The following is a 15402-nucleotide window of genomic DNA, read 5'->3' on the forward strand; positions in this document are numbered from 1 at the left end:
AGAACGAGGAGGCCCTCTCATGAGCGCTTCGATCTACGACCTCCCCGACGACGCGGCAGCCGACGCCGCTCCCGGAAGCTGGACCCCCGGGCGTCCCGGCGACGAGATCCGGACGGCCGCCGCCACCACGGCGACCGCGCCGTCGCCGGCTCCGGCCGACGTGTCCTCGGCGTCGCCCTTCCCGCCCGCCCCCGCGTCCGCCGGCGGCGCCGCCCCGGCGCCCGTCTACAGCCTCGACGGTGGACAGGACCCGGTCATGGGGTGGACGCCGACGCGCGCCCCCTCGAGCCGTCGCGCCGCCCGGCTGGCCGAGGCCCTGGTCGACAAGGCCGCGCTCGCCGACCAGGAGGCCCTGCTCGTCCCCGACACCGGCCCCTCGCCGGTCCTGCCCCGGTCGGCCGCGGCCCCGTCGTCGGTCTCCGCGCCCTCCTCCGTGCTCACGCCGCCCGCGGCCGCAGGGCCCACGGCAGCCTCCCCGGCACCGCTCAGCCCGCCGCCCGCCGGCCACGTGCTGCCGTCCACGCCGCGAGCCGGCTGGGTCGACCCCCGCTTCGAGGAGCCGATCCGCGCCTCCCGGGCTCAGGCGACCCCCACGCAGGAGGCGCGGGCCGGCTCCGCGACGGACCTCGCCGCCACCGCCCCCACCGTCGCGATCCCGGCGACGGCCGGCACGACGGCGACGAGCTCGTCCGCCTCGCCGTTCGCCGCCGAGGGCGTCGTCTTCCCGGCCGCCGACGGCGTCCCGGCGGCCCCGTCCGCGGTGGCGCCCTGGGACGCCCCGGCCCCGCAGCACGTCGCCGCCGACGCGCCGACCGCCGTCCTCACCACCCCCGAGGACGCGGCCGACTTCCACGGCATCGAGCTGCACCGCCACCCGCGCGACCACGCGCACGCCGGGCTCGTCTCGGCGTTGATCCAGGTCGTGCTGCAGAACGCGTCCGACCTGCACGTCACCACCGACGCGATGCCGACGATCCGCGTCGACGGCGCCCTGCGACCGGCCCTCGCCGGCGGGACCGTCTGGGATGCGGCCATCGTCCGCACGGCGCTGGAGAGCCTGCTCACGCCCGAGCAGCAGCAGCGGTTCGACGACGAGCTCGAGCTCGACTTCGCCTACTCGCTCTCGGACGAGGCGCGTTTTCGCGTGAACTTCTACCAGCAGCGCGGTTCGTTGGGGGCGGCGTTCCGGCTCATCCCGACCGAGATCAAGCAGCTCGGCGACCTGGGCGTGCCCGAGTCGGTGTCGACCTTCGCCAAGCTGCCGCGCGGTCTCGTGCTCGTCACGGGCCCCACGGGTTCGGGCAAGTCGACGACCCTCGCGGCACTGATCGACCTCGTCAACCGCACGCGCGCCGACCACATCGTGACGGTCGAGGACCCGATCGAGTTCATGCACCAGCACAAGAAGTCGCTCGTGAACCAGCGCGAGGTCGGGCACGACACGCACAGCTTCGCGGCGGCGCTCAAGCACGTGCTGCGGCAGGACCCCGACGTCATCCTGATCGGCGAGCTCCGCGACCTCGAGACCATCTCGGTCGCGCTGACCGCCGCCGAGACCGGCCACCTGGTGTTCGCGACCCTGCACACGCAGAGCGCGGCGCAGACGATCGACCGTGTCATCGACGTGTTCCCGCCGTACCAGCAGGACCAGGTGCGCACGCAGCTCGCCTCGACGCTGCAGGGCGTCGTCTGCCAGACGCTGCTGCCCAAGGCCAGCGGGCGGGGCCGGGTCGTGGCGACCGAGATCATGATGATGACCCCCGCCATCGGCAACCTCGTCCGCGAGGGCAAGACCTACCAGATCGCCTCGTCGATGCAGGCGGGCCGTGACCTCGGCATGCACACCATGGACCAGAAGCTCGCCGACCTGGTGAACACCGGCGTCGTGACGCACAAGGCCGCCATGGAGAAGGTGCACGACCGTGAAGGGTTTGACCGTCTCGTGACGCGTGTGATCAACAAGTCCGAGAGTCAGGGCCTCGACAGCGGCATCGACTTCGGCGACTCGTTCTCGGGCGGGGCCGCCTGATGGCCGGGGCAGTCGCCTACGCCTACAAGGGGCGTGACGGGGCCGGCAAGGTCGTCAAGGGGAAGGTCGACGCGTCGAGCGAGGGCGCGGTCATCACCCGCCTGCGCACGATGGGCGTGCAGCCGATCTCGATCAGCGAGGCGGGCGCCGGCACGGGCCTGCAGCGCGAGGTGTCGATCCCCGGGCTCGGCGACCGCGCGGTCAAGATGAAGGACATCGCGGTCATGTCGCGCCAGATGGCGACCATGATCGGCTCGGGGCTGTCGCTCTTGCGCACCCTGACGATCCTCGCCGACCAGGTCGAGAACAAGCGGCTGGCCAAGATCATGGCCGAGGTGCGTGACGACGTCGAGACCGGCGTCTCGTTCTCGGACGCGGTCGGCAAGCACGACAAGGACTTCCCCCCGCTGATGATCAACATGATCAAGGCGGGCGAGACCGGTGGGTTCCTCGACAAGGCGCTCGAGTCGACGGCCGAGAACTTCGAGAAAGAGGTGGCGCTGCGGTCGACGATCAAGTCGGCCATGACCTACCCCGTCGTCGTGCTCGTCATGTCGCTCGTCGCGGTCGTCGTGATGCTGCTGTTCATCGTCCCGATCTTCCAGGACATGTTCACGAACCTCGGCGGGCAGCTGCCGTTGCCGACGATGATGCTCGTCTACGCCTCGCGGGCGATGCCGTACGTGGTGCCGGCCGGCATCGTCGTGGGCATCGCGTTCTCGATCTGGTGGCGGACGAACAAGAACTCGGTCAGGGTGCGGGCGTTCCTCGACCCGCTCAAGCTGAGGCTGCCCGTCTTCGGTGCGCTGTTCCGCAAGATCGCGATCGCACGGTTCAGCCGCAACTTCTCGAACATGATCGGGGCCGGCGTGCCGATCCTCACGGCGCTGCGCATCGTGGGTGAGGTGTCGGGCAACTACGTCCTCGAGGAGGCGCTGGTCAAGGTGGCCGAGTCGGTGCGGCAGGGCGAGTCCATCGCCGGACCGCTGACCGAGTCGGGGGTCTTCCCCTCGATGGTCACGCAGATGATCTCGGTCGGTGAGGACAGCGGTTCGCTGCAGACGATGCTCGAGAAGGTCGCGGACTTCTACGACCAAGAGGTGAAGTCGACGACCGAGTCGCTCACGGCCCTGATCGAGCCCCTGCTGATCGCCTTCCTCGGCGTCGTCGTCGGCGGCATGATCGTGGCGCTCTACCTGCCCATCTTCCAGATCACGTCGCTGATCAAGTAGCGCATCAGGCACCCCCGCAGGAGGCGCGGCCCGGCTCACGAGGCCGGCTCGCGCCTCCTTCTCGTGCCGGGCGTCTCGCGACGGCCCGGTCTACCCCGCGAACGGGTGCTGACCAGCGATTTTCGGCCTTTCGGGGGATACCCGAACTGGGGCCGTGTCGCGGCCCAAAACCCCCCTTCCAAGGGATTCTGGGGCACTTTCCCAGGTGGCACCATCGATCCCGGCGGGAGCTCGGTGACCGCCTACCCGAACACCGAGACAACCACCCCGCACCCGACCGAACAGGACCAGCGACATGTACTTCACCCTCATGGGCAAGCTCAGCGCCCGCCGCCAGAACCTCGCCGAAGACAAGGACAAGGGCTTCACCCTGATCGAGCTCCTCGTCGTCGTGATCATCATCGGCATCCTCGCCGCGATCGCCATCCCGGTGTACCTGGGCGTGCAGAACAACGCCAAGGACTCGGCCGTGAAGAGCGACGTCACGAACCTCAAGACGGCCATCATCAGCCTGCAGACGAACGCAACAAGCACGCTGCCCGCCACTGCCACCTTCACCCAGACGGCAAAACCTGCTGCGGGAACCGCGACGACTCCCGACTGGGCCGGTGCTGGTGCGACGATCAGCGACAACACGACCGAGCTGAAGTTCGGCAAGTCGTCCACGGACTCCTTCTGCATCATCGGAACGAGCTCGACAAACAAGAAGTTCTACGCCACCGGCAACTCCGGTGTCAGCGAGACGGCCTGCACCATTTCCTAGCCCTTCAGCTCGCCCCTGAGGCGGGACGGCGGCTTGTCCTCGTCCCGCCTCTTCCAACGTCCTTGCTACAGGACATGAACGCCCTCGACCCGACCGGGAGGTGAACCACCATGTTGCAGCGCCTCAGCGCCCGTCTCTGTCCCCTCGACCCCGAGGCGCGCGACGCCGGCCTGTCGATCGTCGAGGTGGTCGTCGCCCTCCTGGTCTTCGCGATCATCACGGTCGGCTCGATCGTCGCCGTCGGCACCACGTTGACCATCTCGAGCGACAACCGCAGCCGTGAGGTCGCCACCAACCTCGCCGCACAGGCCGTCGACGTCGCCCGCGCCGTGACGGACGTCGTCGCGGTGGCCTCGGGCACGACGACGACCGTCGTCAACGGCACCACGTTCACCGTGGCCCAGACCGCCGCCTGGATCACCACCACGGGCGTCGACGCGACCTGCACCCCGGCCTCCGCGTCGGGCAACGGTTCGCTGTTCTACAAGCGTCTGCAGGTCGCGGTGACCTGGTCGGGCATGCGCAAGACCACCTCGCCCGTGCGCAGCGACACGATCCTCGCCCCCAACAGCCGGCTCAACGACCAGGACACCGGCACGATCGTCATCGGGGTCAAGGACACCAAGGGTGGCCCGGTCTCGGGCGTCGTGGTCACGGTCGAGCCCGACACCGCCTCGACCACCCCCGGCAAAGCGCTGACCTCCGGCTCCAAGCCCGGCGCGACCAACGCCGACGGTTGCGCGGTCGCCATCAAGGTGCTTCCGGGCTCCTACAAGGTGACCGTCTCGCGGGCCGACGCCGCGCCCTACCGCGACTCCCGGCAGCAGCCGGCGCCGTTCAAGACGGGAACCGTCGTCGTCAAGGGAGACACGGCCGGTGTCTCGTTCACCTACGACCTGGGTGACGACTTCGAACTCGGCTACGCCTCGAACTACACCGGCGGCACCGTGCTGCTGCCGAACGACCTCAAGACCACCGTCCTCGGCGGGCCCGAAGCGTACGTGCTCAACGGCCCGGTGAGCGACGCCTACCTCTTCCCCCTGACGACCGGCTACCAGCTGATCGCCGGCACGTACCTGCCCGTCGGCACGACCGGCGGCAGCTGCCTCTCACCCGACCCGGCCTCGTGGCCTGCCAACGCCGCCGGCAAGACGGCCACGCGCCAGCCGTTCGTCGCCGCGTCGGACAAGACCGCTGCCTACCCGTTGCCGATGGGCGTGACGACGGTGAAGCTCGCCGCGGGCAGCGACACCCTGATCCAGGCCCGGTCGACCACCGCCCTCAACGGCGACCCCGGCTGCGCCGCCACACAGACCTACTCCTTCACGGTCAAGAACAAGACGCCGGCCAACGAGGTGACGATCGCCCTTCCCTACGGCACCTGGGCGATCAGCTCGGGCACGTCGACCTCGAACCTCCGGTCGTTGACCATCAGCGGGTTGATCGGCAGCATCATCGGGGCCATCTTCGGTGGCAGCGGCGGCACCGCCAACGTCGTCACGCTCGACCCGAGGCCCGCCAAGTGACCGCGCTGCGGCGACTCATCGCCCGGGCCCGCCGTGACGAGGGCGTCAGCCTGGCCGAGCTGCTCGTGGCGATCATGGTCTTCGGCATCGTCCTCACAGTCGTCTCGACCACCTTCGTCTCGTTGACGAAAGCCACGGCCCAGGCCCGCTTCATCGACGCCAACACCAGGGTCGCCTCGAACGGGTTGAACGACCTCAGTCGGACCATCCGCGCCGCCCGCACGATCGCCCAACCCGGCGGCACCGAGGCGTCGTCGTTCACGCTCGCCACGACCGAGAGCCTCACTCTGACGACAGCCGTCAACACCGCGGACTCCCTGACCACCGTGCCGCGGCGCGTGACCTTCCGCGTCGAGGCCGACCGCACCCTCAGCTCGTCCACCGTCGTGGCCACGCCCCTCCAGACCGACTTCTGGCAGTTCACCTCGCCGGCGACCAAGCGCGCCCTCGGCGGCACCGTCGTCACGGCCGCGAGCAGCGGTGCGCCGCTCTTCACCTATCTCGACTTCACGGGCAAGGCGCTGACCCCCGACGCCTCGGGTGCGCTCACGGCGTCGCAGCTGCCCTCCATCGCCGCGGTGACCATCTCGTTGACCATCGACCGGACGAGCTCGATGTCGAGCCAGGCGGTCACCCTGCAGAACACCGTCTCACTGTCCAACCTCGCCGGAGGGGCGACGACATGACCTCCTTGCGCACCCGTCTCGGCCTGGGCGGCCCGTCCGCCGAGAGCGGCATGGCCATGGCCATCACCCTCATCTTCGGCATGGTGCTCGTCATCATGGCCGCCACCGCCCTCACCGTGGCCACCAGCGGGCTCAAGAAGGCCGACGGGGACCAGGACGTCAACGGTGCCCTCGCCGCGGCCTACGCCGGCGTCGAGGAGTACCAGTCGCGTCTCGCCAACGACAACAGCTACCAGCAGTACGGCGACTCCGACGCCCCGTTCAGCAAGGCGACCGCCAGCAAGCTGACCCTGCCGTCGGGCAGTCAGGCCAACAAGGCGTTCGGGTCGGGCCCCTCGGGCTCGTGGGCCTCGGTGCCGGGCAGCACCGACCTCGCGCAGTTCCGCTACGAGGTCGACAATTCGAAGTACGTCGGGTCGGGCGCCCTGCGCATCCGCTCGACGGGCAAGGTCGGTTCGGCCACGCGGTCGGTCATCGCCGACCTTCGCCAGAAGGGCTTCATCGACTACCTGTACTTCACCGACATCGAGTCCCAGGACCCCACGCTCACCCGCAGCACGAACGCGGACTGCACCAAGCACGCCTGGGAAGGACGCACCCAGGGGGACGACTGCGGCGAGATCGCGTTCAGCGGTGGAGACACGATCTACGGGCCGGCACACTCCAACGACACGATGCGCGTCTGCTCGGCGACCTTCAAGGAGGTCGTGACCACGGCCGACCCGACCCTCGGACGCACGTACGCCAAGGTCGACTCGAACAACAGTGCCTGCTCGGGCCAGACGTTCGACAAGGGCGTTCCCGGTCAGGTCGCGACCGTGCAGATGCCCGACACCAACAACGACAAGGTGCGCGAGACCCGCACCGACATCCCCGCCGAGGTGCCGCGCCCCGGCTGCCTCTACACGGGGCCGACCGACATCGTCTTCACCGCCGACGGCAAGATGACCGTCAAGTCGCCGTACTCGAAGATGACGCGGCTCGCGAACGCCGAGGCCACCGAGGGCAGCGCCCCGGCCGAGTGCGGCACACCGGGCACGGGGAAGGGGCAGCTCGGCTCGACCGACGGCGCGACCATCACCGTGCCCGCGAACAACCTGGTCTACGTCCAGGACATCCCCGTGCCCGCGTCGGGCAAGGGCAAGTCCAACGTCAACGCGTGGGCCTCCACCGGCGACCTCACCGAGACCTCGTGCTCCAACAACCACGTCGGCTACCCCCTGGCCGGCGAGTCCGTCCCGATCGCGAACACGGCCGGCGGTCCGGGCTCCGGGGCCTGCGCCTACGGTGCCCGCAGCGGGGACGCCTTCGTCAAGGGCGCTTTCCAGGGGCAGCTGACCATCGCGGCGAAGAACTACCTCTACGTCACGGGCGACCTGACCTACGCGTCCACGAACGCGAGCACGAACATCCTCGGCCTGGCCTCCGACGGCGTCACCTGGGTGCACAACCCGGTCAACGTCTTCGGCGGTTCGATGCTGGGCGACCGTGACCGTGAGATCGACGCCGCGATCATCTCCGTCCAGCACTCGTTCCTCGTGCAGAACTACGGCCGCGGTGGCGACCGGGGCACGCTGACCATCAAGGGGTCGATCTCGCAGGCCTACCGTGGCGTCGTCCGCAGCGGGTCGAACGGCTACATCAAGGCCTACACCTACGACACGCGCCTGCGGTACCTCGCGCCGCCCAAGTTCCTCAGCCCGGTCACCACCTCGTACGGTGTCACCACGCAGACCGAGGTCAAGGCCGCCTTCACGTCGACCGGGGCCGCGACGTGATCGCGGCCCCGTGGGTCACCGCCGTCCTCGTGGCGGGTGGTTTCGGTCTGCTCATCGGCTCGTTCCTCAACGTCGTCGTGTACCGCGTCCCCGCGGGGATCTCGATCGCGCGACCCGCGAGCGCCTGCCCGAGTTGCTCGACGCCGATCCGCCGCCGTGACAACGTCCCCGTGGTCAGCTGGCTCGCCCTCGGCGGGAAGTGCCGCGACTGCCGCACGTCCATCTCGGCCCGGTACCCGATCGTCGAACTGGCCACCGGCCTGTTCTTCGTGCTCGTCGCCGCCCGGCTGTGGCCGCTCGTCGACGTCCCGACCGAGGCGCTGCCGCTCGTGTCGCGCCTCCTGGCGCTCGTCGCGTTCCTCTGGCTGGCCGGCGTCAGCGTCGCGCTCGCCGTGATCGACCTCGAGCACCACCGACTGCCGAACGCGATCGTCCTGCCGTCCTACGCGGTCGGGGGCGCGCTCCTGGCGGCCTCGAGCATCCTCGTGGGGGACTGGTCGGCGCTCGTCCGCGCCGCCATCGGCCTGGCCTCCCTCTTCGCCTTCTACCTGATCGCCGCCCTGTCGTACCCGGGAGGCATGGGCTTCGGCGACGTCAAGCTCGCCGGCGTGCTCGGCCTGTACCTCGCCTGGCTCGGCTGGGGCGAGTTCGCCGTGGGCGCCTTCGCGGCGTTCCTGCTGGGCGGCCTCTTCGCGATCGTCCTCCTCGTCACCCGGCGCGTGCATCGCACGGGCGGCATCCCCTTCGGCCCCTGGATGCTCGCGGGCACCTGGGTCGGCGTCTTCGCCGGCGGCACCGTCGCCACGGCGTACCTCACCCTCCTCGGCCTGGCATGAGCCGGCGAGCTGACAGAGAGCAGAACTGATGGGCAAGAACATCGTGGGCATTGACATCGGCAGCCGCTTCGTGCGCGCGGTCGAGGTCGCCGACGTCGACAAGGCGAAGCCGACCATCGTCCGGTTCAGCGAGGTCGCCCTGCCCGACGGTGCCGCGAGCCGCGGCGAGGTCATCGAGTCGCAGACCATGGCCGGCACGCTCAAGCAGCTGTGGTCGGCCGGGGGCTTCAAGAGCAAGCGCGTCGTGCTGGGCATGGGCAACCAGCGGGTGCTCGCGCGCGACATGACGGTGCCGAAGGCCTCGCACAAACGCATCCGCGAGATGCTGCCGTTCCAGGTGCAGGACATGCTCCCCGTCCCGGTCGCCGACGCCCTGCTCGACTTCTACCCCTACGCCGAAGGGCTCGGCGAGAACGGTCCCGTCGTCCACGGGCTGCTCATCGCGGCGGTCAAGGACGCGGTCCTCGGCAACGTGCAGGCCAGCAAGCTCGCCGGCCTGACCACGCTGGGGGTCGACCTGATCCCGTTCTCGAACACGCGCCTCCTCGTCACCCGCCCGCGCATCGCGGGCACGGTCGCGCTCGTCGAGATCGGTCACAGCACGACCTCGGTCATCATGATCGCCGACGGCGTCCCGCAGTTCGTCCGCATCATCCCCTCGGGCGGTGACGACGTCACGCAGGCCGTCGCGACGAAGCTCGAGGTCTCGTCCCAGGTCGCCGAGGGCATCAAGTTCGGCCGCGGCCTCGCCACGACCGTCACGACTCCCGACGAGCAGGCCGCGTCGGCCGCGATTTTCGAGTCCGTCAACGAGTTGCTCGGCAGCCTGCGCAACACGATCCAGTACTACGTCAACACCCGCCCGACCGAGACCGTCGCGGGCATCATGATCGCCGGTGGGGGAGCGGCCCTGCCGGGCCTGCCCGAGGCGCTCAGTGAGGTCACCCGCCTGCCGGTCGCCCTCGCCGACCCGTTCGCGACGGTGGGCTTCGCGAAGAACCTCGACGAGACCGCCCTGCGGTCGCGGTCGACCGACCTGACCGTGGCCCTCGGCCTGGCCCTGGGGAGCGCAGCATGAGAACCCGTGGGAAAGACATCGGCATCACCGTAGGAGGCGCGCCTCGCGTCGACCTGCTGCCTCCTGAGGTCCGCGCCGAGCGTCGCGCCGCCGCCCTGACCCATCGGGTCTGGGCCGGCGTCGTCGTGGTCGCCATCGTGGTCGGCATCGGTTCGGGCGCGGCGTTCTTGCAGCGCATGCAGGCCGAGGACGGGCTGATGACCGCCCAGGGCGAGACCCAGTCCCTCCTCATGTCCCAGACGAAGTACGCGGACCTCAAGACCACGCAGGGGCAGCTCGACCTGGTCGAGGCCGCCCAGAAGGTCGGCGGCTCGACCGACATCGACTGGCCGACCTACCTCGAGAAGGTGCAGGGCACCCTGCCCGTGGGCGTGACGATCATCAGCGTCTCGCTCGACCAGGCCTCGCCCCTCGTGCAGTACACCCAGCCGACCGCGCCGCTCCAGGGGGCCCGGGTCGCGACCCTGACCTTCCAGGCGACCAGCCCGACCCTGCCGTCCGTGCCCGACTGGCTGAACGGCCTCGCGACCCTCCCCGGCTTCGCCGACGCCCAGCCGGGCTCGGTGACCCTCGAGGAAGGCGTCTACAAAGCGGACATCACGATGCACATCACGGCGGACGCCTTCTCGGGCCGCTTCGACCAGAAAGCCGGCGAGTGACCATGGACCGCAACCGGATGATGCTCATCGCCGCCGCCCTGACCGGCGTCGTGGTGTTGGCCCTCGGATTCCTCGTGGGGGTGCAGCCGCAACTCGTCGCCGCCTCGTCCGCCGAGTCGCAACAGCAGAGCGTCGAGGCGCAGAACGAGACCCTGCGCGCGAGCCTCGCGACCCTCGAGACCGACAACGCCAAGCTCCCCGACCTGAAGTCCGAGTTGGCGACGCTCGACACGTCCGTGCCGTCCCAGGCCGCCCTGTCGTCCTTCCTGACCGAACTCGACCAGCTGGCCGGGGCCTCGGGCACGACCGTGACGGGATTCACCTCGTCCGACGCGACGGTCTACGAGCCCACGACCACGGACGTCGCCGCACCCGCCGCCACCGACGAGGCGGCATCCGACTCGGGCGGGACCGCCGCCACCGCCCCGGCCGCGCCCACCGCCCCCGACCTCGTGACCGACCCGCTCGTCACCGCGACGAACTTCTCGTCGATCCCGATCACGGTCAGCATCCAGGGCAGCTACGCCCAGGCCCGTGACTTCCTGTCGAAGCTGCAGGGCGGGTCGCGGCTCTTCCTCGTGACGACGTTCGCCAGCACCGGCAGCTCCGAGGCCGGCGACGCGACCGGCGTCCCCGACCAGTGGACCGTCGGCGGCCTCGTCTACGTCCTCCAGGACGCCGCAGCGACCCAGGCCGACCAGGCCGCCGAGACCCCCGCCGCCACGGCGGAGGGCACCGACGGCACGAGCTCGGACACCGCCGCCGGCCAGTAGCGCGAAGCGCCTCAGGCCGGGTCCCGACCACCGCCCGCCCCAGAACGCCACGATCTGGACACGCCGCCACGAGAAAACGTGGCGGCGTGTCCACATCGTGGCGGGGTGGCGCATCGGCGGGCCACCGCGCCTCCTGCGGGCGCGTAGCCTCGAAGGATGTCCCGAGCCGTCTACGCCGTCATGGGCACCGTCCTCTTCGGTGCGCTCGTCATCATGGTCGCGGGCTTCGAGGCGCTGCTGCTCGACCGCGACCCGATCGACGAACCCGACGCCGGCACGTTGCTCGGCCCACTGATGGTCGCCGCCGCCGTGCTCGTGGTGCTGCTGTCGCTGCTACGGTCGGCGGCACTCTCCGACGCCCGCGACGACAGGGCTCCGGAGGTGCGGGGCACGTTCCCCGCGCAGCCCGCCGTGTTCGCCCGCCCGGGCACCGCGGGCGGAACGCGCTCCGGCACCGGTGACGAGGTGACCGGCCCTGGAGGACCCGCACCGCGCCTCCTCGTCGTCGCGATCGTCACCGCAGCGCTCGTGTACGTCCTGATGCTCGCCGTCGGGGGAGTCGTCTACGGCCTCGTGCGGGAGGAACTCGTCTGGGTGCTGCTCTTCGCCGCGCGGTACGCCGTGTCGCCCTTCGTGATCGGCTCGGCGATCTGCGCCGGACTCGTCGTCGGGGGCACGCTCGCCGTGTCCCGCATCGACCCGGGGCACGCCGACCCTCGACCATTTGATTAAGGCACTACCGCAAGATAAGCTCTTTCGGGTGTGCGCCTGACCGCGCGCCCGAATAAAAGCCCCCTCGACCTCGCGGCCGAGACGGGCAGACCGTCTCGGCCACCGAGACGAGGATGCCGGCTGATCAGCCGGACAGAGCAGAGCGATGCGAGAGCAGCGCGACTCGGCGTGTTCGAGAGAACAGCGTCGAGATCCGATGAGGAGAACCAGTGCCAACTATTCAGCAGCTGGTCCGCAAGGGACGTACGCCGAAGGTCGTCAAGACCAAGGCCCCCGCCCTGCGGTCCAACCCCCAGCAGCGTGGCGTGTGCACGCGTGTGTACACCACCACCCCCAAGAAGCCGAACTCCGCGCTCCGCAAGGTCGCCCGTGTGAAGCTCTCGAACGGCACCGAGGTCACCGCCTACATCCCCGGCGAGGGCCACAACCTGCAAGAGCACTCGATGGTGCTCGTGCGCGGCGGTCGTGTGAAAGACCTCCCCGGTGTGCGCTACAAGATCGTCCGTGGCGCCCTCGACACCCAGGCCGTGAAGAACCGCAAGCAGGCTCGCAGCCTCTACGGTGCGAAGAAGGACAAGAAGTAATGCCTCGTAAAGGACCCGCGCCCAAGCGCCCTGTCGTCGCCGACCCGGTCTACGGTGCGCCGATCGTCAGCCAGCTCGTCAACAAGATCCTCCTCGACGGCAAGAAGGGCCTCGCCGAGCGCATCGTCTACGGTGCTCTCGCCGGCGTCACCGCCAAGAACGACCAAGATGCGGTGGCCACGCTGAAGAAGGCGCTCGACAACGTGCGCCCGACCCTCGAGGTCCGCTCGCGTCGCGTCGGCGGTTCGACCTACCAGGTCCCCGTCGAGGTCAAGCCCCACCGCGCCAACACCCTGGCCCTCCGCTGGCTCACCAGCTACGCCAAGGCTCGTCGCGAGAAGACGATGACCGAGCGTCTCATGAACGAGATCCTCGACGCGTCGAACGGTCTCGGCGCCGCTGTCAAGCGTCGCGAAGACACGCACAAGATGGCCGAGTCGAACAAGGCCTTCGCGCACTACCGCTGGTAACCGGCACGAGGAGGCGCGGTGTGCGCACGACGCGCACCGCACCTCCTCGTCCCCCCAACTACCCCACCTATCCCTTCGGAGGAACCCGTGGCACAAGATGTGCTCACCGACCTGAACAAGGTCCGCAACATCGGCATCATGGCTCACATCGATGCTGGCAAGACGACGACCACCGAGCGCATCCTGTACTACACGGGCATCACCCACAAGATCGGTGAGGTCCACGACGGTGCGGCCACGATGGACTGGATGGCGCAAGAGCAAGAGCGCGGCATCACCATCACGTCGGCTGCGACGACCTGCTTCTGGAACAAGAACCAGATCAACATCATCGACACCCCCGGTCACGTCGACTTCACGGTCGAGGTCGAGCGGTCGCTCCGCGTGCTCGACGGTGCCGTCGCCGTCTTCGACGGCAAAGAGGGCGTCGAGCCCCAGTCCGAGACCGTCTGGCGTCAGGCCGACAAGTACGACGTGCCCCGCATCTGCTTCGTCAACAAGATGGACAAGCTCGGTGCCGACTTCTACTTCACGGTCGACACGATCATCAACCGCCTCGGCGCCAAGCCGCTGGTGATGCAGCTCCCGATCGGTGCCGAGAGCTCCTTCGAGGGCGTCGTCGACCTGGTCGAGATGCGTGCCCTCACGTGGCGCGGCGACGCCAAGGGTGACGTCGAGCTGGGTGCGAAGTACGAGATCGAAGAGATCCCCGAAGACCTCAAGGAGAAGGCGGCCGAGTACCGCGCCAAGCTCCTCGAGACGGTCGCCGAGTCCGACGACGTGCTGCTCGAGAAGTACTTCGGTGGCGAAGAGCTCACGATCGCCGAGATCAAGGGTGCCGTCCGCAAGATGACGGTCAACTCCGAGCTGTACCCGATCTTCTGTGGTTCGGCCTTCAAGAACCGCGGCGTGCAGCCGATGCTCGACGCGGTCATCGACTACCTGCCCTCGCCGCTCGACGTGCCTCCCATGGAGGGTCACGACGTCCGCGACGCCGAGAAGATCATCATCCGCAAGCCCGAGTCGACCGAGCCCTTCTCGGCTCTCGCCTTCAAGGTCGCGGTGCACCCCTTCTTCGGTCGCCTCACCTACGTCCGCGTCTACTCGGGTTCGATCGAGTCCGGCGCCCAGGTCATCAACTCGACCAAGGACAAGAAAGAGCGCATCGGCAAGATCTTCCAGATGCACTCCAACAAGGAGAACCCGGTCGACAGCGTGACCGCCGGTCACATCTACGCCGTCATCGGGCTCAAGTTCACCACCACCGGTGACACCCTGTGCGACCCGTCCGAGCAGATCGTCCTCGAGTCGATGACGTTCCCCGAGCCCGTCATCGAGGTCGCGATCGAGCCGAAGACCAAGGCCGACCAAGAGAAGCTGTCGCTGGCCATCCAGAAGCTCGCCGAAGAAGACCCGACGTTCCGCGTCGAGCTCAACGCCGAGACGGGCCAGACGGTCATCAAGGGCATGGGCGAGCTCCACCTCGACATCCTGGTCGACCGCATGAAGCGCGAGTTCAACGTCGAGGCCAACGTGGGCAAGCCCCAGGTCGCGTACCGCGAGACCCTCAAGAAGGGCATCGAGCGCTACGACTACACCCACAAGAAGCAGACCGGTGGTTCGGGTCAGTTCGCCAAGGTGCAGATCGCTCTCGAGCCCTTCGAGGTCACGGCCGAGTCGACCTACGAGTTCGTCAACAAGGTCACCGGTGGCCGCATCCCCCGCGAGTACATCCCCTCGGTCGATGCCGGCATCCAGGACGCCATGCAGGTCGGCGTGCTCGCCGGCTACCCGACGGTGGGCGTCCGCGCGCTGCTGCTCGACGGTGCGGCGCACGACGTCGACTCGTCCGAGATGGCGTTCAAGATCGCTGGGTCGATCGCCTACAAAGAGGCGGCTCGCAAGGCCCAGCCCGTTCTCCTCGAGCCGCTCATGGCGGTCGAGGTCCGTACGCCCGAGGAATACATGGGCGACGTCATCGGCGACCTCAGCTCGCGACGCGGGCAGATCTCGTCGATGGAAGACGCCAGTGGTGTGAAGGTCGTTCGGGCCAGCGTGCCGCTGTCGGAGATGTTCGGTTACGTCGGAGACCTGCGGTCGAAGACCTCGGGCCGGGCCGTCTACTCGATGACGTTCGAGTCGTACCAAGAGGTGCCCTCGGCCGTCGCCGAAGAGATCATCCAGAAGAACAAGGGCGAATAGTCCTGAACCGCGTGGTCGTCCGACGACCACGTAACATGTACACACACCAATCCG

14 protein-coding genes are annotated in these 15402 nt (G+C 68.9%); all 14 read left to right on the top strand.

All coding sequences use genetic code 11. The annotated features are described in order from the left end of the window. Positions 1-19 precede the first annotated feature (19 nt). The 14 genes from SJY14_RS03585 to fusA all read left to right on the top strand — a co-directional run bounded on the left by SJY14_RS03585 (position 20) and on the right by fusA (position 15348). A complete protein-coding gene (locus tag SJY14_RS03585) occupies positions 20-2029 on the top strand; it encodes a type IV pilus twitching motility protein PilT (protein WP_304457119.1) in 2010 nt (669 codons plus the stop codon). Further along, on the top strand, positions 2029-3261 hold the full coding sequence (locus SJY14_RS03590) for a type II secretion system F family protein (protein WP_071256209.1): 1233 nt from the start codon (positions 2029-2031) through the stop codon (positions 3259-3261). Before SJY14_RS03585 ends, SJY14_RS03590 begins: the two co-directional genes overlap by 1 nt. A gap of 295 nt (positions 3262-3556) precedes the next feature. Continuing rightward, entirely contained in the window at positions 3557-4024 is a 468-nt protein-coding gene (locus SJY14_RS03595) for a type II secretion system protein (RefSeq protein ID WP_071256210.1), read from the top strand. A gap of 110 nt (positions 4025-4134) precedes the next feature. Next, positions 4135-5550 (top strand): carboxypeptidase-like regulatory domain-containing protein, encoded by a 1416-nt coding sequence (locus SJY14_RS03600; RefSeq protein ID WP_071256211.1) that lies wholly within the window; start codon positions 4135-4137, stop codon positions 5548-5550. Continuing rightward, the gene (locus SJY14_RS03605; protein ID WP_071256212.1) at positions 5547-6236 is read left to right on the top strand and encodes a type II secretion system protein J; all 690 of its coding nucleotides are present in this window, start codon (positions 5547-5549) and stop codon (positions 6234-6236) included. Before SJY14_RS03600 ends, SJY14_RS03605 begins: the two co-directional genes overlap by 4 nt. Continuing rightward, positions 6233-8014 (top strand): hypothetical protein, encoded by a 1782-nt coding sequence (locus tag SJY14_RS03610; RefSeq protein ID WP_071256214.1) that lies wholly within the window; start codon positions 6233-6235, stop codon positions 8012-8014. Before SJY14_RS03605 ends, SJY14_RS03610 begins: the two co-directional genes overlap by 4 nt. Then, a complete protein-coding gene (locus SJY14_RS03615; RefSeq protein ID WP_396599820.1) occupies positions 8011-8850 on the top strand; it encodes a prepilin peptidase in 840 nt (279 codons plus the stop codon). The genes SJY14_RS03610 and SJY14_RS03615 overlap by 4 nt, the downstream gene beginning before the upstream one ends. Positions 8851-8878: 28 nt before the next feature. Continuing rightward, positions 8879-9928 carry a type IV pilus assembly protein PilM gene (pilM, locus tag SJY14_RS03620; RefSeq protein WP_071256216.1) on the top strand — a complete coding sequence of 350 codons (1050 nt, stop codon included), beginning with the start codon at positions 8879-8881 and terminating at the stop codon, positions 9926-9928. Next, positions 9925-10587 carry a hypothetical protein gene (locus SJY14_RS03625; protein ID WP_071256218.1) on the top strand — a complete coding sequence of 221 codons (663 nt, stop codon included), beginning with the start codon at positions 9925-9927 and terminating at the stop codon, positions 10585-10587. The genes pilM and SJY14_RS03625 overlap by 4 nt, the downstream gene beginning before the upstream one ends. Positions 10588-10589: 2 nt before the next feature. Continuing rightward, on the top strand, positions 10590-11360 hold the full coding sequence (locus SJY14_RS03630) for a hypothetical protein (RefSeq protein ID WP_071256220.1): 771 nt from the start codon (positions 10590-10592) through the stop codon (positions 11358-11360). A 156-nt stretch (positions 11361-11516) separates the two neighbouring features. Then, complete coding sequence (locus SJY14_RS03635; RefSeq protein ID WP_071256221.1) at positions 11517-12092, top strand: DUF6121 family protein; 576 nt, start codon at positions 11517-11519, stop codon at positions 12090-12092. 209 nt (positions 12093-12301) lie between these two features. Then, positions 12302-12676, top strand: a complete 375-nt coding sequence (gene rpsL / locus SJY14_RS03640; RefSeq protein ID WP_043593380.1) for a 30S ribosomal protein S12 — start codon at positions 12302-12304, stop codon at positions 12674-12676. Further along, on the top strand, positions 12676-13146 hold the full coding sequence (gene rpsG, locus SJY14_RS03645) for a 30S ribosomal protein S7 (RefSeq protein ID WP_043593378.1): 471 nt from the start codon (positions 12676-12678) through the stop codon (positions 13144-13146). Before rpsL ends, rpsG begins: the two co-directional genes overlap by 1 nt. An 87-nt stretch (positions 13147-13233) precedes the next feature. Next, positions 13234-15348: an elongation factor G gene (fusA, locus tag SJY14_RS03650; RefSeq protein ID WP_056043577.1), complete on the top strand. Its 2115-nt coding sequence runs from the start codon at positions 13234-13236 to the stop codon at positions 15346-15348. The last annotated feature ends 54 nt before the right edge of the window (positions 15349-15402 follow it).

It is taken from the genome of Frigoribacterium sp. R86507 (assembly GCF_044597695.1).
In the GTDB taxonomy this organism is placed as follows: domain Bacteria; phylum Actinomycetota; class Actinomycetes; order Actinomycetales; family Microbacteriaceae; genus Frigoribacterium.

Excerpts from the sequence above, each read along its gene's own strand:
- rpsG (WP_043593378.1), top strand. The coding sequence starts at position 12,676 with ATGCCTCGTAAAGGACCCGCGCCCAAGCGCCCTGTCGTCGCCGACCCG.
- SJY14_RS03630 (WP_071256220.1), top strand. The coding sequence starts at position 10,590 with ATGGACCGCAACCGGATGATGCTCATCGCCGCCGCCCTGACCGGCGTC.
- SJY14_RS03635 (WP_071256221.1), top strand. The coding sequence starts at position 11,517 with ATGTCCCGAGCCGTCTACGCCGTCATGGGCACCGTCCTCTTCGGTGCG.
- SJY14_RS03625 (WP_071256218.1), top strand. The coding sequence starts at position 9,925 with ATGAGAACCCGTGGGAAAGACATCGGCATCACCGTAGGAGGCGCGCCT.
- SJY14_RS03610 (WP_071256214.1), top strand. The coding sequence starts at position 6,233 with ATGACCTCCTTGCGCACCCGTCTCGGCCTGGGCGGCCCGTCCGCCGAG.
- SJY14_RS03600 (WP_071256211.1), top strand. The coding sequence starts at position 4,135 with ATGTTGCAGCGCCTCAGCGCCCGTCTCTGTCCCCTCGACCCCGAGGCG.
- SJY14_RS03590 (WP_071256209.1), top strand. The coding sequence starts at position 2,029 with ATGGCCGGGGCAGTCGCCTACGCCTACAAGGGGCGTGACGGGGCCGGC.
- pilM (WP_071256216.1), top strand. The coding sequence starts at position 8,879 with ATGGGCAAGAACATCGTGGGCATTGACATCGGCAGCCGCTTCGTGCGC.
- SJY14_RS03585 (WP_304457119.1), top strand. The coding sequence starts at position 20 with ATGAGCGCTTCGATCTACGACCTCCCCGACGACGCGGCAGCCGACGCC.
- SJY14_RS03595 (WP_071256210.1), top strand. The coding sequence starts at position 3,557 with ATGTACTTCACCCTCATGGGCAAGCTCAGCGCCCGCCGCCAGAACCTC.